The sequence below is a fragment of the Pseudomonas sp. ADAK7 genome (genome assembly GCF_012935675.1).
In the GTDB taxonomy this organism is placed as follows: domain Bacteria; phylum Pseudomonadota; class Gammaproteobacteria; order Pseudomonadales; family Pseudomonadaceae; genus Aquipseudomonas.
On the sequence record NZ_CP052861.1, the window covers coordinates 4,574,272 to 4,597,075 of the forward strand.

The 22,804-nt window shown below is 60.0% G+C and carries 15 protein-coding genes; 6 read left to right on the forward strand and 9 right to left on the reverse strand.

Features of this window, described 5'->3' with window-relative positions; genetic code table 11:
* The first annotated feature begins 17 nt into the window (after nt 1-17).
* Both HKK53_RS20930 and oadA read left to right on the forward strand, forming a co-directional pair.
* On the forward strand, nt 18-1,433 hold the full coding sequence (locus HKK53_RS20930; RefSeq protein ID WP_169372405.1) for an acetyl-CoA carboxylase biotin carboxylase subunit: 1,416 nt from the start codon (nt 18-20) through the stop codon (nt 1,431-1,433).
* 11 nt (nt 1,434-1,444) lie between these two features.
* Nucleotides 1,445-3,253: a sodium-extruding oxaloacetate decarboxylase subunit alpha gene (gene oadA, locus HKK53_RS20935; RefSeq protein ID WP_169372406.1), complete on the forward strand. Its 1,809-nt coding sequence runs from the start codon at nt 1,445-1,447 to the stop codon at nt 3,251-3,253.
* 160 nt (nt 3,254-3,413) lie between these two features.
* Here oadA and HKK53_RS20940 read toward each other — a convergent pair whose 3' ends face one another.
* Together HKK53_RS20940 and HKK53_RS20945 are read right to left on the reverse strand one after the other, a co-directional pair.
* The gene (locus HKK53_RS20940) at nt 3,414-5,732 is read right to left on the reverse strand and encodes an autotransporter outer membrane beta-barrel domain-containing protein (protein WP_169372407.1); all 2,319 of its coding nucleotides are present in this window, start codon (nt 5,730-5,732) and stop codon (nt 3,414-3,416) included.
* Between the two features lie 200 nt (nt 5,733-5,932).
* Complete coding sequence (locus HKK53_RS20945) at nt 5,933-8,890, reverse strand: autotransporter outer membrane beta-barrel domain-containing protein (RefSeq protein WP_169372408.1); 2,958 nt, start codon at nt 8,888-8,890, stop codon at nt 5,933-5,935.
* A 197-nt stretch (nt 8,891-9,087) separates the two neighbouring features.
* Between HKK53_RS20945 and HKK53_RS20950 the strand changes: the two genes are divergently transcribed.
* Together HKK53_RS20950 and HKK53_RS20955 are read left to right on the forward strand one after the other, a co-directional pair.
* Nucleotides 9,088-10,440 (forward strand): HipA domain-containing protein, encoded by a 1,353-nt coding sequence (locus HKK53_RS20950; RefSeq protein ID WP_169372409.1) that lies wholly within the window; start codon nt 9,088-9,090, stop codon nt 10,438-10,440.
* Entirely contained in the window at nt 10,437-10,715 is a 279-nt protein-coding gene (locus tag HKK53_RS20955) for a helix-turn-helix domain-containing protein (protein ID WP_169372410.1), read from the forward strand. The genes HKK53_RS20950 and HKK53_RS20955 overlap by 4 nt, the downstream gene beginning before the upstream one ends.
* Nucleotides 10,716-10,805: 90 nt before the next feature.
* Here HKK53_RS20955 and HKK53_RS20960 read toward each other — a convergent pair whose 3' ends face one another.
* A complete protein-coding gene (locus HKK53_RS20960) occupies nt 10,806-11,642 on the reverse strand; it encodes an amino acid ABC transporter permease (RefSeq protein WP_169372411.1) in 837 nt (278 codons plus the stop codon).
* Nucleotides 11,639-12,460, reverse strand: coding sequence for an ABC transporter substrate-binding protein (locus HKK53_RS20965; RefSeq protein ID WP_169372412.1), 822 nt, complete (start codon nt 12,458-12,460; stop codon nt 11,639-11,641). Before HKK53_RS20965 ends, HKK53_RS20960 begins: the two co-directional genes overlap by 4 nt.
* A gap of 111 nt (nt 12,461-12,571) precedes the next feature.
* Between HKK53_RS20965 and HKK53_RS20970 the strand changes: the two genes are divergently transcribed.
* Nucleotides 12,572-13,471 (forward strand): homocysteine S-methyltransferase family protein, encoded by a 900-nt coding sequence (locus HKK53_RS20970; protein ID WP_169372413.1) that lies wholly within the window; start codon nt 12,572-12,574, stop codon nt 13,469-13,471.
* Nucleotides 13,472-13,579: 108 nt separating this feature from the next.
* On the opposite strand, the gene HKK53_RS20975 is transcribed toward HKK53_RS20970, so the two are convergent.
* The 3 genes from HKK53_RS20975 to HKK53_RS20985 are packed head-to-tail and all read right to left on the reverse strand — an operon-like array spanning nt 13,580 to nt 15,348.
* A complete protein-coding gene (locus tag HKK53_RS20975; protein ID WP_169372414.1) occupies nt 13,580-14,251 on the reverse strand; it encodes a GNAT family N-acetyltransferase in 672 nt (223 codons plus the stop codon).
* 17 nt (nt 14,252-14,268) lie between these two features.
* Nucleotides 14,269-14,715, reverse strand: a complete 447-nt coding sequence (locus HKK53_RS20980; RefSeq protein WP_169372415.1) for a GNAT family N-acetyltransferase — start codon at nt 14,713-14,715, stop codon at nt 14,269-14,271.
* 9 nt (nt 14,716-14,724) lie between these two features.
* Entirely contained in the window at nt 14,725-15,348 is a 624-nt protein-coding gene (locus tag HKK53_RS20985; RefSeq protein ID WP_169372416.1) for an FMN-binding negative transcriptional regulator, read from the reverse strand.
* Nucleotides 15,349-15,438: 90 nt separating this feature from the next.
* Here HKK53_RS20985 and pdxR point away from each other — a divergent pair, with 90 nt between their 5' ends.
* Nucleotides 15,439-16,989 (forward strand): MocR-like pyridoxine biosynthesis transcription factor PdxR, encoded by a 1,551-nt coding sequence (pdxR, locus tag HKK53_RS20990; protein ID WP_169372417.1) that lies wholly within the window; start codon nt 15,439-15,441, stop codon nt 16,987-16,989.
* Here pdxR and HKK53_RS20995 read toward each other — a convergent pair.
* Both HKK53_RS20995 and HKK53_RS21000 read right to left on the reverse strand, forming a co-directional pair.
* A complete protein-coding gene (locus tag HKK53_RS20995) occupies nt 16,986-21,554 on the reverse strand; it encodes a dermonecrotic toxin domain-containing protein (protein WP_169372418.1) in 4,569 nt (1,522 codons plus the stop codon). The two genes, pdxR and HKK53_RS20995, sit on opposite strands and share 4 nt — an antisense overlap.
* A gap of 147 nt (nt 21,555-21,701) precedes the next feature.
* Nucleotides 21,702-22,802 carry a polyamine ABC transporter substrate-binding protein gene (locus HKK53_RS21000; protein WP_169372419.1) on the reverse strand — a complete coding sequence of 367 codons (1,101 nt, stop codon included), beginning with the start codon at nt 22,800-22,802 and terminating at the stop codon, nt 21,702-21,704.
* Nucleotides 22,803-22,804: the final 2 nt, after the last annotated feature.

The following is a 22,804-nucleotide window of genomic DNA, read 5'->3' on the forward strand; positions in this document are numbered from 1 at the left end:
CTCAAGGGAACCTCCAAGTGATAACAAAGATCCTGATCGCCAACCGTGGTGAGATTGCCGTACGAATCGTGCGTGCCTGCGCCGAGATGGGCATTCGCTCGGTCGCGGTCTACTCCGACGCCGACCGGCATGCCTTGCACGTCAAGCGTGCGGACGAAGCCCACAGCATCGGTGCCGACCCACTGGCCGGTTACCTGAATGCGCGCAAGTTAGTGAATCTGGCGGTAGAAACCGGTTGCGATGCTTTGCACCCCGGTTACGGTTTCCTCTCGGAAAACGCTGAACTGGCCGATATCTGCGCAGAGCGCGGCATCAAGTTCATTGGCCCGTCGGCTGAAGTGATTCGCCGCATGGGCGACAAGACTGAAGCCCGTCGCAGCATGATAAAGGCGGGCGTGCCGGTCACCCCAGGGACTGAAGGCAATGTCGCAGACATCGCCGAAGCCCTGGTTGAAGGCGACCGCATTGGTTATCCAGTCATGCTCAAGGCCACCTCCGGTGGTGGCGGCCGGGGTATTCGCCGCTGCGACAGCCGAGAAGATCTTGAACAAGCCTTTCCACGGGTGATTTCCGAAGCGACCAAGGCCTTTGGTTCGGCGGAAGTGTTCCTGGAAAAATGCATCGTCAACCCGAAACATATCGAAGCGCAGATCCTCGGCGACAGCTTTGGCAACGTGGTGCACCTGTTCGAGCGCGACTGCTCGATCCAGCGCCGCAACCAGAAGCTGATCGAAATCGCGCCGAGCCCGCAACTGACCCCGGAACAGCGCGCCTACATCGGCGACCTGTCGGTGCGTGCAGCCAAGGCCGTGGGCTACGAGAACGCCGGCACCGTGGAGTTCCTGCTCGCCGAGGGCGAGGTGTACTTCATGGAGATGAACACCCGGGTGCAGGTGGAACACACCATCACCGAAGAAATCACCGGCATCGACATCGTCCGTGAGCAGATCCGCATCGCCTCCGGCCTGCCGCTTTCGGTGAAGCAGGAAGACATCCAGCACCGCGGTTTCGCCCTGCAATTCCGGATCAACGCCGAAGACCCGAAAAACAACTTCCTGCCGAGCTTCGGCAAGATCACCCGTTACTACGCACCCGGCGGCCCCGGCGTACGTACCGACACGGCGATCTATACCGGCTACACCATTCCGCCGTTCTACGACTCCATGTGCCTGAAACTGGTGGTGTGGGCGTTGACCTGGGAAGAGGCGATGGACCGTGGCTTGCGCGCCCTCGACGACATGCGTCTGCAAGGGGTCAAGACCACCGCCGCGTACTACCAGGAAATCCTGCGTAACCCGGAATTCCGTAGCGGCCAGTTCAACACCAGCTTCGTTGAAGCTCACCCTGAACTGACCAACTACTCGATCAAGCGCAAACCCGAAGAGCTGGCCTTGGCCATCGCTGCCGCCATCGCCGCCCACGCAGGCCTGTGAGGAATAACAAAATGTCCAAGAAAATCCATGTAACCGACACAATCCTGCGCGACGCCCACCAATCGCTGCTCGCCACCCGCATGCGCACCGAAGACATGCTGCCGATCTGCGACAAGCTCGACAAAGTCGGCTACTGGTCGCTGGAATGCTGGGGCGGCGCGACCTTCGACGCCTGTGTACGTTTTCTGAAGGAAGATCCGTGGGAGCGTCTGCGCCAATTGCGTGCGGCACTGCCTAACACACGCCTGCAAATGCTCCTGCGTGGCCAGAACCTGTTGGGCTATCGGCATTACAGCGACGACGTGGTTAAAGCCTTCGTCGCCAAAGCCGCGGTCAATGGCATCGACGTGTTCCGCATCTTCGACGCGATGAACGACGTGCGTAACCTGCGCGTGGCCATCGAAGCGGTAAAAGCGGCGGGCAAACATGCCCAGGGCACCATCGCCTACACCACCAGCCCGGTGCACACCATCGACGCGTTCGTGGCGCAAGCCCGGCAAATGGAAGCCATGGGTTGCGACTCGGTGGCGATCAAGGACATGGCCGGTCTGCTGACCCCGTACGCCACTGGTGAACTGGTCAAGGCATTGAAATCCGAGCAGTCGCTGCCCGTGTTCATTCACTCCCACGACACCGCTGGCATGGCCACCATGTGCCAACTCAAAGCCATCGAAAACGGCGCCGATCACATCGACACCGCGATTTCCAGCTTCGCCTCGGGCACCAGCCACCCAGGCACCGAATCGATGGTCGCCGCCCTTAAAGGCAGTGAGTTCGACACTGGCCTGAACCTGGAACTGCTGCAAGAGATCGGCCTGTACTTCTACGCCGTGCGCAAGAAGTACCACCAGTTCGAAAGCGAATTCACCGCCGTCGACACCCGCGTGCAAGTCAACCAGGTGCCGGGCGGGATGATTTCCAACCTGGCCAACCAGCTGAAAGAGCAGGGCGCACTCAACCGCATGAGCGAAGTGCTGGCCGAAATCCCGCGAGTTCGCGAAGACCTCGGCTTCCCGCCGCTGGTGACCCCGACCTCGCAGATCGTCGGCACCCAGGCGTTCTTCAACGTGCTGGCCGGCGAGCGCTACAAGACCATCACCAACGAAGTGAAGCTCTACCTGCAAGGCGGCTACGGCAAGGCGCCGGGCACCGTGAACGAAAAACTGCGCCGTCAGGCCATCGGTAGCGAAGAGGTGATAGACGTTCGTCCGGCCGACCTGTTGAAGCCGGAAATGACCAAGCTGCGTGCCGAAATCGGCGCCGTGGCCAAGTCCGAAGAAGACGTGCTGACCTACGCCATGTTCCCGGACATCGGCCGCAAGTTCCTCGAGGAACGCAACGCCGGCACCCTGACACCAGAAGTGCTGCTGCCGATTCCTGAAGCCGGCGGCGTGACCTCGGCCGGTGGCGAAGGCGTGCCGACCGAGTTCGTCATCGACGTCCATGGCGAGACCTACCGCGTCGACATCACCGGTGTCGGCGTCAAGGCCGAAGGCAAGCGCCACTTCTACCTGTCCATCGACGGCATGCCGGAAGAAGTGGTGTTCGAACCGCTCAACGAATTCGTCAGCGGCGGCAGCAGCAAGCGCAAGCAAGCCACGGCGCCGGGCCACGTCAGCACCACCATGCCGGGCAACATCGTCGATGTGCTGGTCAAGGAAGGCGACACCGTGAAAGCCGGGCAATCCGTGCTGATCACCGAAGCGATGAAGATGGAAACCGAAGTGCAGGCCGCCATCGCCGGCAAAGTCACCGCCATCCATGTGGCCAAGGGCGACCGGGTGAACCCGGGCGAAATCCTGATCGAGATCGAAGGTTGATTTAACAACCGAGATAACACCGCTTTAAACCTCGGGGGGGCATGTGCTCCCCTTTTTTTGCCCGGCGTTTGAGGCCACCACACACCACAATGTTGAATGACACATCGCCTTCGCGGGCAAGCCTCGCTCCTACAATGGTGTGTGGTGAATCAGGCGATGATTAGAATGCCATCCGCCACTGCCCCATGACGCCATGGCTGCGGCTGTCATTTCCGACCTCACCGTTGTAGCCGACACCCAGCGTATGCCGAGTCGAAACCGCGAGGTCCAGACCTGCATCGAGCGTCAGGCTGTCGCGATCCAGTGCGGCGCCTTTGACGGTGTAAGTCTTGCCGCCGGTTACCAGTCGTTGATGCGTCCTGCTATCGACATCGCCGTAGGTGTGTTTCCAGCCGGCACTGAAGCGCGGCGTCAGTTGCATGCCGTTATCCAGGGTGTTGAGCTGCGCGACGCGCAGGCCGAAGGTGCTGCTGAAGTTACCCTGTGTTTGCCCATGAACCTGCAAGGCCGCGGCCGCGCCTTTCTCGGTGTAGTTATCGCGGTGATAGCGCTGGTAACCGAGGTTGGCAAAGGGTTCGGCGCTGATGTTGGTGCTGGCGAGGTTGTAGCCCACCTCTGCAAAAGCTTGCTGAGTGCTGGCGTCGTAGCTGCCCTTTGGGCGGTCACTGAAATTGTTGAACGCCACTCGCCGTTTGGTGCTGCCGTCGTGGTTGCCGTGTGTAGCACCCAAGCGCATCGCCAGTGGGCCATTTTGGTACAGGGCATAGGCGCCGAGGTGCCAACTATTCAAATCACCGTCCATGTCGTTGCCGTCGAGGCGGGTCTGCGATTTTCCGCCGATGACGCCCATGCGCCATTGCTCATCGAGCGCCCAATCCGCACCGACTACCAACCCTTGGGAGGCATGTTGCAAGGCGCTGCTCCCCCGGCTGCGGTCCAGTGTGCCGCCATTACTCAACCCTTGTACCCAGACCCTGGCGCCAGTTTCGTTGACTGCCGTGACGCGCGGTGTCTGAGCGCTTTGACCCTGGGTGTTATCCAGCTGGCGCATGGCTGACAGCATGCTGGTACTGACGGGATTAACGCTGCTTAACGTGGCGTTGACCAGATTGGCATTGCTGCCTGCGGCCAGTTGTTCGATCGCTCGGCCTGCGGTGGTTTTATCGGTACCGAGCAGGGCGTTGATGGCGGCGTTCGGTGAAGCGGCTGGTTGTGAAGCGGCGACCGCTGCCGGGCCGGCCGGAGGGCGCACTTGAGCGGTGGCAGGCGCTGTACCTGACGCACTGGTTGAGGTTGCAGTGGCCGCAGAGGGCGCCAGGCCAGTGGCGTTAGTTTGCGCAACAGCCGGGCCGGAGATTTCAGTGACGGGGGTTGGTGTTGGGGCCGTGACGACGGTTTCAGTGACGGTCGTTGGCGTTGAGGCTGCAACGAAGACCTCTATGTCAGGCATTGCAATCGGAGCAGCGCCAGAGGGCTCAATGGCGTCGATTGAATTCGAAGCCGTGGTGACATCGCTTGGCGTATCGGCGGGCAACTGAGTTGGCGGAACTTCTTCTGACTCCTCGATGATGCCTTGGGCAAACGCTCGCCCGTTTTCGGTTGTGGCGGCGCTTTCGATCGAAACGTCATTGCGAGCGTAGGTCAGGCCAACGGTCTTTTCGTTGTATTGCACGGCCGGCGTCATAAAGGCCAGGTCGTTTAGGACCTTGCCGAATTCGCCCTCAACCTTACCGGCCTCAATAACGCTGTACTGGCTGGCCAACGGGTAATCGCCCGTCACCGCCACAATCTTCAGCGTGGCATCGCCGAGGTGGGCGGTGCCATCGACTGTTATCGTTTCACTGCGGCCATCGGCATTGACCTCGTAGGCCAATACAGCGGTTTTGTGCAGATCCAGATTGCCGCTGACCCGCGGGGCTCCGTGCAAGGCGTTGACCTCAAGGTTGCCTTCTACCTTCAGGTGACCGACCTGGCCGTTACCGCGAAAGGTCCCTCGTTTATCCACGGACACTTGGCCCACGATACTTCCACGGTTGGTCAGCGCGGCGTTGTTCGCCACTACGGCGCCGTCATGAAAATCACCTGTCCCGGTCAGCGCCCACTGGCCTCGCTTTATGTGCAGAAAATCGAAGTTGCGGCTTTGCCCGAGTTCGCCGCCGTTCACGGTATCGAGTTGCAGAACGTTGCTGCCGCCACCGCCATCAACCACTCCGTCGAAACGGCCGCGTCGGCTGACAGTGACCAGATCGTTGGAATCTCCCAGTTTCAATGCCACACCATCAGGACCGGTTTCTGTCTTGATGACTGGGGTTTTGATGGTCGCCGGATCGTTGATCAATGCTTCCAGCCGAGCCAGCTGCTCGTCCGGCAATGGCGGGGTGGAGGTGGGTTGTTGAGCAATCACGGAACCTGCATGGCCAAGGGCGAGGGATATGGCCAGGGCCATGCAGTGGGGACGAAAACTGTGTCGGATAAGCATCGTGTTCAACCTCTATTGAGCGGAGGCCAAACTCTAAAATTCGATGCGGTTTGCGGATGCCGGGCATTTCCGGGCATTGCGCAAGGCGTTGAGACGTCGCCTGTAGCCGAATCAACAGTGAGATTCGACCAAGCACGTTTTCACCCATCCATCAGGCGTCTTTCCCTACAACAATCCCGGAAGCTTCGATTGGCGAAAACTCAGAAACTCATCTGCCACTGTCCAATCAACCCGTGATTGCGGCTGTTACTGCCGATCTCGCCACTGTAGGCAACGCCGACGCTATGCCGCGCAGAAATGCCCAGATCCAGCCCGGCTTCCAGCACCAGACTGTCACGATCCAGCGAACTGCCATCGACACTGAACGCCGTACCTCCGACCACAAAGGCCTGGCGCGTCGAGCTGCTGACATCGCCATAGGTATGCTTCCAGCCAGCGGTCATGCGCGGGGTCAGGCTCATGCCGTTGTCCAGGGTGCTGAGGTGCGCCAGGCGTACGCCGAAGGTGCTGTTGAAGTTGTCCTGGGTTTGCTCGTTGACCTGCAATGCGGCGACGCCTCCTTTCTCTTTGTAACTGTCGCGGTGGTAGCGCTGATAGCCGAGGTTGGCGAAGGGTTCGGCGCTAAAGCGGCCACTGCCCATCGCGTAGCCCAGTTCGGCAAAGGCTTGTTGGCTGTCGGCGTCGTAGTCGCCTTTTGGTCGATCACTGAAACCGTTGAAGGCGACGGTGCGTTTGCTTTCCCCTTGATGGCCGCTGTAGGCGGCGCCGAGACGTAACGCGAACGGACCGCTTTGGCGCAGGGCGTAGACCCCGGCGTGCCAGCTCTCGACATTGCCGTCGACGCCGGTGGCATCCAGGTCGGTTTTCGAATAACCGCCCAACACGCCCAGGCGCCATTGCGGATTGAGCGCCCAATCGGCACCGAGCACGCTGCCTTTGGTGCGTTGTTCCAGACCGCTGTTGCCATGTTCGCCGTCGAGCTTGCCGTAGCCACCGATGGCTTGCAGCCAGAGTCGGCCCTGGGCATTCGGGTCGTTGAGGTTGCGCGCTTCGGACGGCACGCCGGTGGACGCGAGGCCTGGTGTGTCCCGCTGATCAAGGCCTACCAGCAAGCCTGAACCGCCGCCCATTTGCTGCATCGCCGAGAGCATGCTGCTGCCGACCTGGCTGCTGGCGCCGAGGGTGGCGCTGGTCAGGTTGGCGTTGCTCGCGCCGGCCAGCTGCTCGATGGCCGCGCCGGCCGTGGCGTTTGTGGTGTTGAGCAAGGCGTTGTAGAGCGCGTTGTTTTTGCCCATTGAGGCCAGGCTGTTGGCGGCGTTGCTGCCGTTGCCGGTGGCCGCGAACTCGTTGAAGGTGATGTCGTTGCGGGTGTAGGTCAGATCGATTTGGGTCGGGGTGTAAGCGAGGGTCGGCGTGAGGAAGGCGTAGTCGCTGGTGACCTTGCCGAAGGTGCCGTTGATGCTCGCGGCTTGCAGCACGGTGTAATGGCTTTGCCATGGGTAAGCGCCGCTGCCGGGGTTCACCGCCAGGGTCGCGCCGTTCAGGTTGGCGACGCCGCCGACCATTACAGGGGCGCTCGAACCGTCGGCATTCACGCCATAGGCCAGGGTGCCGCCGCTGCCGAAGGTCAAATCGTGAGTGATGGTTGCAGTGCCGAGTTGCGTATTGGTCTGCAACGTACCGTTGACCAGCAGATTGCCCACCGAGCCGCCGCCGGCATACACGCCGCCCTGATCCACGGTCAGCGTGCCGGCAATGCTGCCCTGGTTAAGCAATGTCGCAGCATTGCGCACAACGCCGCCATCGCTGAAATCACCACTACCGGTCAGCGTCCAGGCCCCTTGCTTCACTTCCAGCCATTCGAAATTGCGACTGGCGCCGAAGCTGCCGCCCGCCACATCGTCCATCACCACCCGGTCGTAACCGCTGCCGCCATCGACCACGCCGACGAAGCGGCTGCCGTTGCGCAGGGTCAGGCTGTCGTTGCCGCCACCCAGGTCCAGCGCCAGACCGTTGCTGCTGCTGAGGGTCCCGCCGTTGATCACGTTGTCGGCAAATTCGCCAACGAACTTCACGCCGAAACCGTCGAGGCCCTGGATGGTGCCGAAGTTTTCCAGCGTCGTCGCCGCCACGCCTGAGCCGCCGCTGCCATCATCCACCAGGATGGCGCTGTTGGCGCCGCTGATCAGCGCACCCTTGGCGTTCACTACCGTGCCTCCGCCCAACGCGATGCCTTCACTGCCGTTGGCGAAACCACCCTTGTCCACACCGCCCGCGCCGACGCCCTGGATGGTGCCGTAGTTTTCGATGTGGGCGATGTGGTCGATGTCCACGCCATCGCCGTCACCGTTGGGTTGCAGCCCCGAGTAGGCGCCGGTAATCGTGCCGTGGTTGATGACGGTGCCGTCGCCGTCGGAACCAAAACCCGAACCGTTGCGCCCGGTGATCTGGCCGTAGTTGACCAGCGTGGCGCCGAGGTCGGTGGTGATGCCGTGGCGGCCGGCGGAAATGGTGCCGTAGTTGGTCACCGTTACGCCGGTCGCTGTATCAATGTCGATGCCGTCGAACTTCTCGTCAGCATTGTGCGAATCGCCGGTCGAGATCTCGCCGTAGTTGGTGATTGTCGCGTTGGCGCCCGTCTTCATCCCGTCGCTGGCATCCCCCCGAATCAGCCCGCCCGCGCGGTTGATGATCGTGGTTTTGACCCCGTCGCTGCGCAAGGCATCCAGGTCCAGCCCCTGGCCGGTGGTGGAGCGAATGATGCCGCTGTTATCGATCAACAAACTGCCGCTGGCGAAGTTGCTGTCGATGCGCAGCGCGTCGTTGAATCCAAGAATCTGCCCGCCGCTGCGGTTATAGATGCTGTAGTTACGCGCCTGGGTCAGGTCGCCACTGCTGTCGATCGCCCGGCCACCGGTGGAGATGATCTTGCCCGAGTTATCGATCACCACGCCGGCGCCGCTGGTCTTGTCCTTCAGGCTCACGGTCTTGCCGCTGTTAGTGATGCTGCCGGGGGCCGAGATCGTCAGGGTGTCGCTACCGCCGAGGGTTTGCGCAGCGGTGGTGGCGGTGTTGATCTGAACGGTTTTGGCGTGGGCGGTGGTAGCGCTGATCAGCAGGGCGATGGTCAGGGCAAGACGCTGGGGCGAGAAGGGCATGGGTGGACGGTCCTTTTTGTTATAAGCAGGCCGTCTTGTATAGCGGAGGGTTTTTACAGAATGATGTATGAGCTCAATAGCTGACGCATCTGCATTATTTTGCGTCTATAAGAACACTTATCGTGCTGTAAATGCACTATATTGCATATTAGATGCGAACTGCTCTTCAAAAAATGCATTTAAATGCAGGTGACGACATGTACAACCTGACCCTACAGGTCTATACGGCAGGGAATTGGCACGACGCTATGGTCTTAAGCTTCGACAATCCTGAAAAGGGCTTTGAAAGTCGCTGCAGCTTCGGCTACGAACAGAGCTACCTGGTCGATAACTATGCGGACATCCCAACTCCTTTTGCGAAGGCAGTGAGTGCCAGGTTTCCCCTGGAGTGGGACGGAAAGCGATCCAATGCGCCAGCATTTCTGCACGACATCGCGCCAGCAGGTGCGGCCAAACGATTTCTTCAGCAACGGATAGGCCGAGAAAAACCAGCTGGTATCAGTGAGGATCTTTTCCTTCTGTCCACAAGTACTCCGGCGCCGATTGGCAATATGCGGATAAAGGAGTCTGTCGATGTAGTCGGGCAGCGTGAAGTGATAGGGTTTAAGCGTCAGGATGTCATTAGTCGTGATAACCGGTTTCTTGAATATGCCTACGAGCAGGGTGCTGCAATTGGCGGGGCAACGGGGGCTGGCGGCGAGGCACCGAAACTCTTGCTGGCTCAGGATAAGGACGGAGATCTATACCCCGATGCGGTACTGGACGACGCAGACGTCAGCCAGCACTGGTTCGTGAAGTTCTCTCGTAACAAAGGAACCCAGAACGATCAGGACATCCTCAGAAGTGAGTACCACTACTACAAGGCACTGCAAACACTGGGTATCGAAACGGTGGCGGTAGAGGGACTGGCCCTTGAAGAAGCGACCAAACCCAGTCTGTGGATGCAGCGTTTTGACCGTCGAGTAACCCCTCAGGGAGTTGAGCGTTTTGCTGTGGAGTCGATCTACTCGCTAGCCCAAGTAACCACGCCTGGTAGTCCAATGAATCACATGGAGGTTATTCGGCTGCTTGCAGAGCTCTGGCGTGATGGGGCGCAAGAGAATCAGATCCCGGATCTTGTTGCCGATTATTTACGCCGGGATCTGATCAACAAAATCCTCGGCAATTCAGATAACCATGGACGCAACACTGCAATCATTCGCGATACGGCCTCGTTCCGCATGGCACCGATTTATGACTTGGCACCAATGGTGATGGACGAAGAAGGCGTAACACGAACCACCAAGTGGCCAAAAGAGTTGGAGAGGGCCGGGGACGTAAATTGGCGTGGCGTGTGCCAGGCGTTGGCTGACATTGCTGATCCGGATGACCCACTTGCAGCGCTGAGTGATTGGTCGGGATCTTTTGAGCGATTGCGTGAGGATGCCACACGTTTGATGGCACTCCCGGATATTCTGGCCGACAGCGGATTACCTGATGTGACAATGAATCACCCGCGAATAGATTTGAAAAATCTGGCGCGGCGCTTGAAAGAGTGGGATCTGATATGAGCATGACCGTTGCCGAGCGCACTGTGCTCATAGAAAGCATTCAAGAGGCTCTGGCCGAAGGTACTCTTGAAATTGGTGAAGCGATTCGTCGCTTGCGTGTGGAAGTCACCGGCCTGCACCAAACCCAGTTCGCGAAGATGTGCAAAATCTCTGTGCGCACGCTGGTGCATATCGAGCATGGGGAAGGGAATCAGACGCTGAAATCGCTCAATTCTGTGTTCAAACCGTTTGGCTTGAAGATGGGCGTGGTGCGGATTCGACGGGATTTCAGCTAAGTCGGCAGCAAGGTGTTACCGAAGGCTGAATGCTTTCAAGATCAAAAGATCGCAGCCTTCGGCAACGCATACAGGGAGTCGTGTTTCAACCTAGCTACGGCTCACATAGGCTTTACCGTAATGCCGCTCCATCCGCGCCTGAATCAGCTCCAACCCAATCGACATCACCCAGTAAATCACCGCCGCGGTCGTCAGCATCTCGATATACCGATAACTCGACCGCCCATACGACTGCGCCAGAAACATCACTTCCCACACCCCCATCACCGAGATCAACGACGAGTCTTTGAGCATGGAGATGAATTGGTTGGTGGCCGGCGGGATGATGGTGCGCATGGCTTGGGGCAGGGTGACGCGCCAGAAGATCACGCTTTCGCGCATGCCCAAGGCCAGTGATGCCTCGCGTTGGCCGTGGGGGACGCCGAGGATGCCGGCGCGGAAGATCTCGCTCAGGTAAGCGCCGTAGTTCAGCGACAGGGCGATGATCCCCGCAGCGATGGCGCCGGGCACGATGCCCAGTTGCGGTAGGCCGAGGTAGATCAGCAGGATCTGGATCAGCAGCGGCGTGCCGCGAAAGAACGAGGCGTAGAAACTGGCGATGCCGAACGCCACGGCGCTTTTCGACAGCCGTCCCAAAGCAGTGATGAAGCCCAGCAGCGATGAGGCGACGATTGAGCAGGCGCAGAGAAATAACGTCAGCGCCGCGCCTTGCAGGAAGCCGTTGGGTGCCAGGTGCAGGCCGACGAGGTTCGGCAGTTTGTCGAGGATGATCGAGAACTTCAGGTCGAAGCTCAGGAAGAAACTGGCGAACAAGCCGAGCATCGCCGCCCAGGTCAGGTACAGCCGCGTGCGGAAGCCGAAGATCCGTTGCAATCGTGACTCAACCACCGGTTGCGGCGGCTTTGGAGGTGTGGGGAAAGAAGTCATTTGCTGATATCGGCGCCGATCCATTTTTGCGAGAGCTTGCTCAACGTGCCGTCCTGTTTCAGCTGCGCGAAGACTTCACGCACCTTGCCGTCCCACTGCGCGTCGCCCTTTTCGATGGCCACCGAGTTCGGCTCCGAGTACAACGTTTCGCCGGCCAGTTTGAAGCGCTTGTCTTCGTTCAGGCGCGGTTGCGCGGTCACCAGGTTGGTGAGGATCGCATCCAGTCGAACGCCCGCGCCCAGGCCCAAGTCCTGGAAGGCCACGTTGTCGGTGTCATACGGGGCGATCTGCACATCCTCGAACGGGTACTGCAACTGCGTGTCTTCAGCGCCTTCGATCACCAGGTTTTTGTTCAGGTAGCTTTCGTAGCTGGAGGCGCTGGTGAGGCCGACTTTCTTGCCGCTCAGGTCCTTGGCGTTGTGGATGCGATCATCCTTGGCGTTAACCACGATCACGGCCGGGGAGGCGTAGTACTCAACCGGGAAATCGAAGACTTCGGCGCGGGCCTTGCTCGGGGTCATGGAGCAGATGCAGATGTCGTAGCGCCCGCTCCAGCGGCCGGCGGCGATCACGTCCCAGGACGGGGTTTCGAGGCGCAGCTTCACGCCGAGTTTCTCGGCCACGGCTTTCGCCACATCGACGTCGAAACCGTCGAGTTGGTTCTGGTCATTGAGGAACGAGAACGGTGGATAACTCTCCATCAACACGCCCACCAGTTCTTTTTTCTGCTCGACGCGGTCCAGCGTGGCGCCGCCAAAGGCTTGAGTGGAGGCAGCCAGAATCGTCAGGCCCAGGGCCAGTAGCGGTTGAAATTTCACAGTCGATCCCTGATAAAAAATGGTTGTTATTAACCGAATGGTGCGTATTAAATAGTTATAAGAACGACTCTGATAGTGAGTTATTTTCATAAGCATATGAGTAAAAAGCATATGAGCGCAGGAAGCACAGTAATTCTGGATGGTGGCATGGGTCGTGAACTGCAACGCGCAGGTGCACCGTTCCGGCAGCCCGAGTGGTCGGCGCTGGCCTTGAGCGAAGCGCCGCAAGCGGTCGAGGCGGTGCATGCGGCTTATATCGAAAGCGGTGCAAATGTCATCACCAGCAACAGCTACGCGGTGGTGCCGTTCCATATCGGTGAGGAGCGTTTTGCTGCCGAGGGCCAGGCGCTCGCGGCGTTGGCCGGCGAGTTGGCACGGCGTGCGGTGGAGGCGGCGGGCAAACCGGTGCGGGTGGCCGGTTCATTGCCTCCGTTGTTTGGTTCCTATCGTCCAGACTTGTTCGACGCTGCGCGGGTGACGGAACTGCTGACGCCACTGGTGAAAGGGCTCGCGCCGCACGTTGACCTGTGGCTGGCGGAAACCCAGAGCTCGATCGTTGAGGCGCGGGCGATCCACGCGGGTCTGCCGAAGGATGGCAAGCCGTTCTGGCTGTCGTTTACCTTGAAGGATGAAGACACCGACGACGTGCCGCGTTTGCGTTCCGGTGAGCCGGTGGCCGAGGCGGCGGCAGTGGCCGCTGAGCTGGGTGTCGAGACATTACTGTTCAATTGCAGCCAGCCCGAAGTGATTGGCGCGGCGATTGATGCGGCGCGGGAAACGTTCGAGCGGCTGGGTGTGAATATTCACATCGGCGCGTACGCCAATGCCTTCCCGCCGCAACCGAAAGAGGCCACGGCCAACGACGGGCTCGACCCGTTGCGCGACGATCTCGATCCGCCGGGTTACCTGCATTGGGCGGCCGATTGGCAGAAACGTGGGGCCAGCCATTTGGGCGGGTGCTGCGGGATTGGGCCGGAGCATATTGCGGTGCTTGCCCAGAGACTCAACTGAGAAGATCGTTCCCACGCTTTGCGTGGGAACGCCTCTACGGACGCTCTGCATTCGATGGGACGCGGAGCGTCCCGGGCTGCATTCCCACGCAGAGCGTGGGAACGATCACTAGGCGCGGCACTCGGCCAGGGTTTTCACTTGGCCCGAATCGGTCTGGTTTTCATCTGAAAGCCACCGCTCAAACCCCGCCCCAACCTCCGGCCATTCCGAATCCAGAATCGAATACCAAGCCGTATCACGATTCTGTCCCTTCACCACCATGTGCTGGCGAAACACCCCTTCAAAACTGAAACCCAACCGCTCAGCCGCATATTTGGAGCGGGCATTGCCGTTGTTGCACTTCCACTCCAGGCGCCGGTAGCCCAGGGCAAACGACTCTTTGGCCAGCAGATATACCGCCTCGGTACTTTTTGGCGAACGCTGCATCGATGCGCCAAACGTGACGTGGCCGATTTCGATCCGGCCCTGGGCCGGGACGATGGACATCAGGCTGAGGATGCCTTGCACATCACCGCTGGCACGGTCGATTACGGTGAAGAAATACGGATCGCTGTTGGCCGCGTGGTTGTTCAGCCAATCGTTGAACACGCTGCGTTCCGGGAACGGGCCGTAAGGCAAGTAATCCCAGAGTTTCGGGTCGGCGCCGGGGCCTTGCAGGGCTTTGAACAAGCCGTCGGCGTGGCGTGCCGGGTCGAGTTTTTCCAGGCGGATGAAGCGCCCTTCGATCAGTTGAACGGTGGGGGCTGGCGCGCCTTTCCAGTCCGCGAGTGAAGTGGTCATGTTGCTCTCCTTGAACCTTAAAGGGCTTTGCGAAACTGGATCAAACCGGGGCGTTCGGCGATGCGCTCGTAGAGCTGGATCGCGGTGGCATTGGATTCGTGGGTGAGCCAGTGAACCTTGCAGCAACCATCCGCCTTGGCGGTGGCGTAGACGAATTCGATCAGCTTGCGCCCGACGCCGGTGCCACGGGTTTCTGACGCTACCAGCAAGTCTTGCAGGTAGCAGGAGTTTTCGATGCTCCAGTTCGAGCGATGGTAGATGAAGTTCACCATGCCCACGGCTTTGCCATCGGCCCAGGCGAGGGCGGAGTGGGTCGGTTCGTTCGGGTCGAGCATGCGCAGCCAGGTGCTAGGGGTCACGGCTTCCGGCAGTTCGGTGTTGTAGAAGCTCAAGTAGGTCTGCCACAGCGGCAACCATGCGGCGTGGTCGTCGGCGGTGACCTGGCGAATCTCGATCTGACTCATGTTCATTCCTTAACGCATCAAGTGGGCGAGGGCCTGGTCCTGCGCGTAGGGGCTGGCAGCCAACCCTTCGCGCACACCGGCGATGTCTGCGGCACTGCGGTTCTGGCTCAGTTTGCGTTTGCCTTCCAGGCGCTGGATCGGCAATGCGAAACCGACAATGGCCTTGAGCATACCGTCGATGTAGTCGGCGGGGGCGTCCGCGACTTTCCATGGTTGGTCGCGGCCCGCTTCGTGGCGATCGGTGAGGGCACTGACCAGGTTGAGCAGACGATGGGCGTCGCTGAACACTTCAGCCACGCCATAAGCGTGCACGGCCATGTAGTTCCAGGTCGGCACCACTTTGCCGTGCTCGGCTTTGCTCGGGTAAAACCCGGGGCTGACGTAGGCATCGGCACCGGCAAAAATCACCAGCGCCTCGGCGCCGTTCTGCAGGTCCTTCCATTGCGGATTGGCCTTGGCGAAGTGTCCATACAGGGTGCCATTGGGTCCTTGTTCGGTGTCCAGCAGCAGCGGGATATGGCTGGCTTGCAGGCCTTGCTCGCCGTGGGTCACCAGGATGGCGAGCCGGGTGGCGAGTATCTGCTGCTGCAAGTCCGGCAAATCTTTGATGGCAAATGAGCTGGGGTTGTACATGGAAATATCCCTTGGCGAATGGCTTCATCCTAGGCAGGCTATTGGTCTGTTGTAAGAGCCATTACCGACCAATTTCATAGGTCCATTGCGATGACTGAAGCTCCGCTGTCCCTGTCCTTCAACCCGGCCGGCATCGAACTTGATCGCCGCCAGGGGTTGAGCCGTCAGCTCTACCAGGCATTGCGGGTGCGGGTACTCGACGGACGATTGGCCAGCGGCACTCGATTACCGGCCAGTCGCGACCTGGCGGCAGCGTTATCGATCTCCCGCAACAGCGTGGTCCGCGCCTACGATCAGCTATACGCCGAAGGCTTTATTGAAGGACGGGTTGGCGACGGCACATACGTCGCGCAACTGCCGCAAACCGCGCTGCCGGCAAAAAAACTATCCACAAAACTATCCACAGGGATATCAACAGGGTTACCCACAGCCTTATCCACAAATTGGCTGGATTTACCTGTGATTTCATCCAGTAAAGTTATCCACAGCGGCGCTTTGGAGCGGGTTGAAAAGAACCATTTGGCCTTGCCGCCGAGTGGTCCGCCCAAGGCTTTTCGGGTGGGCGTGCCGGCCTTCGATCTGTTTCCGTTCGAGGTTTGGGCCAAGCTGAACGCGGCTTTCTGGCGCAAACCGGATTTGCAGCAGTTGTGTTACGGCGATCCGGCTGGCGATGCGCGCTTGCGCGGGATGATTGCTGCGTATTTGCGCAGTTCTCGCGGAATGCAGTGCACGGCTGAGCAAATTGTGATCACCAGCGGCGCGCAGCAGGGAATCAGCCTTTGTGCACAGCTGCTGGTGGAGCCCGGCGACGGGGTGGCGATTGAGAATCCGGGGTATCGCGCGGCGGGTCATGCATTCGCCGTGGCCGGGGGCCGACTGCACGGCGTATCGGTGGACAGCGAAGGGATCAATTGCACCGAACTGGAAGGGCTGAGCGATTGCCGACTGGCTTACGTGACCCCGTCGCATCAATACCCGACCGGAGTGGTGATGAGCCTGGCGCGGCGCCTTGAATTGTTGGCGTGGGCCGAGCGCACCCAAGGCTGGATCGTCGAAGACGACTACGATGGCGAATACCGTTACAGCGGTGCGCCGCTGGCACCGTTGGCCGCGCTGGATCGGCAGGGACGGGTGTTGTATGTCGGGACGTTCGGCAAGGTCGCTTTTCCGGCATTGCGCCTCGGTTATCTGGTATTGCCGCCCGGGCTGGTGGACGCCTTCGCCCGCCGTCGCGCCGTGGACGTACGGCATTCGGAAGTCAGCACCCAGGCAGTGATGGCCGAGTTCATGGCCGCCGGGCATTTTCAGCGCCACATCCGGCGGATGCGCCGTGCGGCACTCAGCCGACGCAATGCGTTGCTGGCTGGTTGGCCGAAGGATATTCCCGGCGTCGGCAGCCTGCCCAGTGTGGCGGCGGGGCTGCATTTGACGGTGTCGGTCGAGAGTGTGGCCCGCGAACGCGAACTGGTAGCGCAAGCCGAAGCGGTGGGCGTCGAGATCAACGCCTTGAGCAGCTATTGGCTGCCGGACACGACCCGCCCAGCGGATCAGCGTGCCGGATTGGTGCTGGGGTTTGCCGCTGTTCCAGAGGCCGATATCGAATCGGCCCTGATGCGTTTGCGCCAGGCCTGGAATGCCTAGGGGAGCGTGGGTTCCAGCGCAAGAAACACGTCGCGCGTCGCCGGGTCGCTGATGCGGCGAAACACATAGTCGATTGGCTCGATGGCCGCCAATGTCTGCCGAAGGTCCGGTTCCAGTCTGTCCAGGTATTTATCCGCCACTTTCAGATGGGCTGCCGTGGGTTGGTCTGCGGGACTGTCGGGAGCCGGATAGTGGAAGTGCGCCACCCACAGGTCCTGATCGTTATCCGTAGCGTCGAGTATCCGGTACTCCTGGAAGTAGTCCGCGCGTTGTCGGGTTTTGAGACGCCCCAGATCATTGCGCACAACCTTGAGTTGATCCTGCTTGTACAACCACTGGAAATATTCCTGCCGGGGTTTGCGCTTCTTGAGCATGGCCGCGCGCACGCTGACGCCCGTGACACGCAGCAGGATGACGGCCTCGCGCAACTCCTGGCTCAATCGGGCCACTGGCGGCGGGCTGCCCTGGGCGGCGCGAATGTTGTTCATGGCTTTGTCGACGCTGGCTGCTGCGTTCTCGAGTTTCTGTGCCTGTTGATCAAACAAATGCTGCATGTCCGCCGGAATACGGCTGGGACGTTGCGCATCTTTGCGGGTGCGGGTAATGAAATCATTCACGTCGATACTGAGTGTCAGGCCTTCGTCAATGACGTCGATGTCGTCCATCGCCGCTTTGCCTGCGCCTTCACTTACGGGCTGCAGTTTCTTGAAGGCCTGCTCTTCAGTCTTTTGTTCGCTGTCCGCCGCTGGTTCTCGCGGGCGAGTCTTGGTCACTTTGATCTGTGGGCGCGATGGCCCGGCGATAGCCGGTTCCGGCGTTTGCTGTGACAGGTTTTCTTCTCTCTCGGGCAGCAGTGCATCGAGTCGCTCCCGGGCCAGCGCCTGAAATTCCTTGATGAGTGTCGCCAGGCGTTCCAGTGCTTGCGGATGAGTCATTCCGGGATAGCGAGCTGGCAAGTCTTCAATCCGCTGGAGGGTGTCGGCATAGGTGTCAGTCAAATCCGAATACGTTGCGATGCGCTGGTCGGTCGTCTCGGTGACCTGCAGCTGTTTCATCAGGTCGGTGAGTTTATGACTGGCGTCGGCGGCATCGATGACGATGCCCGCGACCGCCGCCCGCGCCTGTGGCATCTGCGCTGAGGCCTGCTCTTGGACGCACAACTCGTAAGACATGCCGATCTGGTTGGCCTTGAAGTCTTGAACCGTGAGCCGAGGCAACAGTTTGGCGAGGCGTCGAGTCTCGATGCGTCCCGCCCGACCCAGGACATTGAGGCGTTCCAGGGACGTTTGAGCCTGGTCCATCCGCTCGACGATGGTGTCGCTGAGGTCACTGGCCGTTTGCAGGGACGCCACATTTTCACCCACAGCAGTGGCCGTGTTGATGCTGCCTTCTCCTGCGAAGGGGGCAATGGCTTGCGTGTATTGGTTGGTTTTTACCGTGAGCCAGTACGACAGGTATTTTTCCAGCAACGTGGTCAGACGCAGCAAGTCATAGGTGTACCCGAGTGTGCCGCCCAGCGTGCGCCACTCGTTCAGGTGTTCGATGACTTCAAGGTGGTTTTTGATCAACGCTTCGAGTTTGTCGGTGAACACTTTGCAGTGCTGTTCGAAGCGATCACCGGTGCTTTGTACCAGTTCGTTGTGCAGCCGCGTGACCTCTTCCTTGATGATGTTCTCCTGCAGTTTGAACGCTTGAATCAGTTGCTGCAGTGCATCCCTGCGCACTTCCTTTTGTTGCTGCAGCGCTTTCAAACGGCGCTTCGGCCCGCCGCCGCGCAATCGCAGGCGTAGGTCGACGATCCAGTGACCGCGGGTATCGGAGGTCAATAACGGCCCACTGCGAGAGGGGCTGTCCGGGTTGAAGATCTGCACGTGTTCATCTTCATCGATCAGTACCTCAAACCAACGGTTACCCACTTGGGCGTACTGTTTGTCATCGAGTTGATACAGGTGCGGCGGGGTGACGTTGAGGGTGTTCAGGTTTTTGCTGGTCAGGTCCGGCGCGCTCACCTTGACGCTGTCCAGGTACATACCCAGTGACGAAGGGGTTCGACGGGGCAAGGATTCGGCGGTTTCCAGCGCCGTGGCATGTTCGGCAGGCAGCTCGCCGAAGACCGGTTCGGCAGACAGGCTTATGGTGGTAGGCACAGGCACTGGACGCGGTGGGACGTCGCTGGCGTGAGCCGTGTCGCGTGTCCCGGGCAAGGACTCGGTCTCTGCGGTTTTACGCCGCTGACCCGCCCGGTGGATCAGCACCATGCCCAGCGTCATCAACACATCACCCAGGGACGTCCATTGCACCAGGCTGTCGCCGCGTTCATGAGCATCCAGGCCCTGCTGCAGGTCGGCGATGGATTGCCAGACCCAGGCCGCGGTCCCCACCGGCCCGCTCAAAAACGTCGAGGCCGCATTGAAAATCGCCCAGCCACTGTCACGCAGCAACGCCCAGCGCCGCTCGCCATTGGACAGGGACTGGCGCTCGGCTTTCTGCACCAGGGTATTGGCGTTGCTGGTAAACAGCGTGGCCAACAGGTCATCGGTGATCTCTTGCTGGCCGAGGCCGATGGGGCCGCTCAAGTCGTGATTGAGCAACAGTTCGATACCCGACTCCACCGCCAGCCAGGGCGACGGCAAACCCACCGGAAAGACGTATTGGGAATACTCGAAACTGAGGGTGGGCGTCGGCAGCCAGGCCAACACCGAGTCACGCAATTCGCCGGGCTGGTGCATGGCGTACATCATGTTTTGCACCGAGGCGAATTGCAGCAACGGCTGTTCGAGTGCCGGACGATACAACAGGCACGGTCCCTGACGTTGTTGGCGCGGGCCGATGATGAACATGTTGGCCACGGTGTCGCCGCCCGAGAGCAGCCGATGCCGGGGAACAAAGGTCAGCGGGCGAATGACGATGGTGAGCGAATGCTTGCGCCGCTTGCCGAGGGCGACGCGCATGAGTTCGCAAACGTAGCGATAGCCTGTGTCATCGACACCACCTTCATGGCGCAGTTTGCATTCCAGCGCCTTGAGCCTGAGCAGGTCCGGCAGCAGCTCGACGTAGCGCTTTTTCTGCAGCCTGGCCTGGTCGGCATTATCGATCAGTTTTTTTCGCAGCAGTTCCGGGTAGGTCTTGCCGACGTTGACCTGTTCCGCCATGCGGGTCAGGTACTCGACGGTCAGCCAATCGGGGCATCTTTCCCGGTTCGTGAAATTCAGTTCAGCTTTGTAGGGTGGCGTATTTTGCAGGGCGAACTCACCGAGGGTTTCGCGGTGTTGGTCGTGGGGGTTGGGCAGGGTGAAGGCGCCGACCGTAAAGCTGTTGGTGATGGTGATGCGCAGTTCTGGGAGTGGCAATAGCGTGGCGCCTTGCAGGTTTTTATCGGCGATGATGGCTTCGATCATCTTGTCCTGGGCGTACTGGCCGATCAGTGGAATATCGTTGAGCCCGGACGCATTGCGCAGTCGGCCCTGGCTGGACAGGTAGCTGCCATAGTCCAGCAAGTCGGTGGCCGACGCATTTGCCAGCCACTCGGGAATGGCCGTTTCCAGGTCGTCGACGTGGCGTTGTTCTTCGGCGCTGAAGTGCCCGGCACCACTGCCAGAAGGCGCCGGGACAAAGGGTAGGGGCGGTAGCGGGGATAAGGGTCTGATCGCGGCGATGGCCTCCATCTGGCCGCCAATCAATGCCCCGGCCATGTGATCGAAAATATTGCCGTCGGGCTCGTATAGTCGCCATTGCAGCGATTGTCCGGTGGGCTCCATGTCGATCCGCCGGGGCAACGAGGCGCCGAGCCGATCCATGGAGTCGAAGGCTTCATAGCCGTCCTCGATGGTGTAGAGCAACAGGATGTCGCGTTGCTTGTAGGTCGCCTTCATGACAATCGCGCCGCCCAGCAGGAGGTGGCGGGTGTTGCTGGTTTCGTTGTAGTCGATATCGATCAGGCAGGCCTGGATGCCGGGAATCTCCAGATTGTTTTTCGCTCGCTCAGTCTTGTCCGGATGCTGGGAGACGGCACGGGCCACTGCGCATTGATCGGTATCCCAGCCTTTGACTTGGCGGATATCCAGCGCTTTTTTCAGTGTGTCGCTCAGCTCGTGCCAGCGCGGTTTGCCCTCGACCGTCTCATTCCAGAAATCCAGTTGCTGCTGTTGGAATTCGATAAACAACAGCGGGGCGAAGTTATTCAGTGTGGCGGCGATATCCTCGACGCTGACGGCCAGGTGCAACGGCGATTGGCTCAGGGGCGCGGACGTCAGAAAGTGTTCGGCCTCAATGAAATTCGCCACGCTGCCGAATTGCCCCTGACGCACCAGTGCCTGGGTCAGTATCTCGACGTGCGGGTGGGCGCTGACCAGTGATTCGCCCTGCCACTTCCATTGGGGCGTGACGATCAAGGTCTCGTCCGGATCGATGTTCAGTTCCGGATACTGCTGTTTCAACGCCTCGCGCAACACCTTCGCGGCCACTTCACTGAGACTGGGGCCGAGGCTGGTCTGGATGATCAGACTGCTTTTTTCCTGAAGCAGGTGGCCGGTATTTTGTAGTGCTGGCGTAGGGTCGATCATCATGGGCGGTTCCTTCCGGTCGGGCGGAGGAGGTCACCGTCCCTGGTACCCCGGAAGATAAAAAAACCGACATTCGACAAGGTGGTAATTATTTACCGCACATTAAAAAACCCGCACTCGGCGGGTCTTTGACAGGGCGGGACGTCGCAATCAGGTCCCGGACTTGATCTTGGTCCAGGCCCGGGTCCGTGCGCGTTCGGCATCGCGAGGCAGCGGTTGCAGGGTGTAGAGCGTGCTCATTGCCGACTCGGTCGGGTATAGGTTCGGGTTGTTGCGGATGGCCGGGTCGACCAACTCCGTGGCGTCTTTGTTCGGGTTCGGGTAGCCAACGAAATCGCTGACCGGCGCGATCACTTGCGGTTGCAGCAGGTAGTTGATGAAGGTGTAGGCGTCTTCCGTGTTCTTCGCGCCTTTAGGAATGGCGAGCATGTCGAACCAGATCGGCGCGCCTTCTTTGGGCAGGCGCATGTCGACGACCACACCGTTCTTGGCTTCTTTGGCGCGGTTGGCGGCCTGGGAGAAGCTGCCGGAATAACCGACCGCGACGCAGATGTCACCGTTGGCGATGTCGGCCATGTACTTGGAAGAATGGAAGTAGGTGACGTACGGCCGGATCTTCATCAGCAGCGCTTCAGCCTTGTCGTAGTCCGCAGGCTTTTTGCTGTTGGGGTCCAGGCCGAGGTGTTGCAGGGCCAGCGGCAGGATCTCCGACGGCGAGTCGAGCAGCGCGACGCCGCACTGCTTGAGCTTGCTGATGTTCTCTTCCTTGAAGATCAGGTCCCAACTGTCCACCGGCGCGTCGGCGCCCAGCGCAGCCTTGACCTTGTCCGGGTTGAAGCCGATCAGGATGGTGCCGTACATGTAGGGCACGGCGAATTTGTTGCCCGGGTCGTTGGCCTCGATCAGCTTCATCAACTTGGGATCGAGGTGATTCCAGTTCGGCAACTTGCTGCGATCCAGCGGCTGGAACACCCCGGCTTCGATCTGCTTGGCGAGGAACACGTTGGACGGCACCACCACGTCATAACCGGAGTTACCGGTCAGCAGCTTCGCTTCCAGCGCTTCGTTGGTGTCGAAGATGTCGTAGACCAGTTTGGTCTGGGTGTTCTGGGCCTTGAAGTCTTCCAGGGCTTTGGGGGTGATGTAGTCGAACCAGTTGTAGACGCGCAACGTTCGTTCTTCGGCGTGCGCGGCGCCACTGAGCACCGTCGCGCACAGCGCTGGAGCGATAAAACGCTTGAGTCTGTTCATTG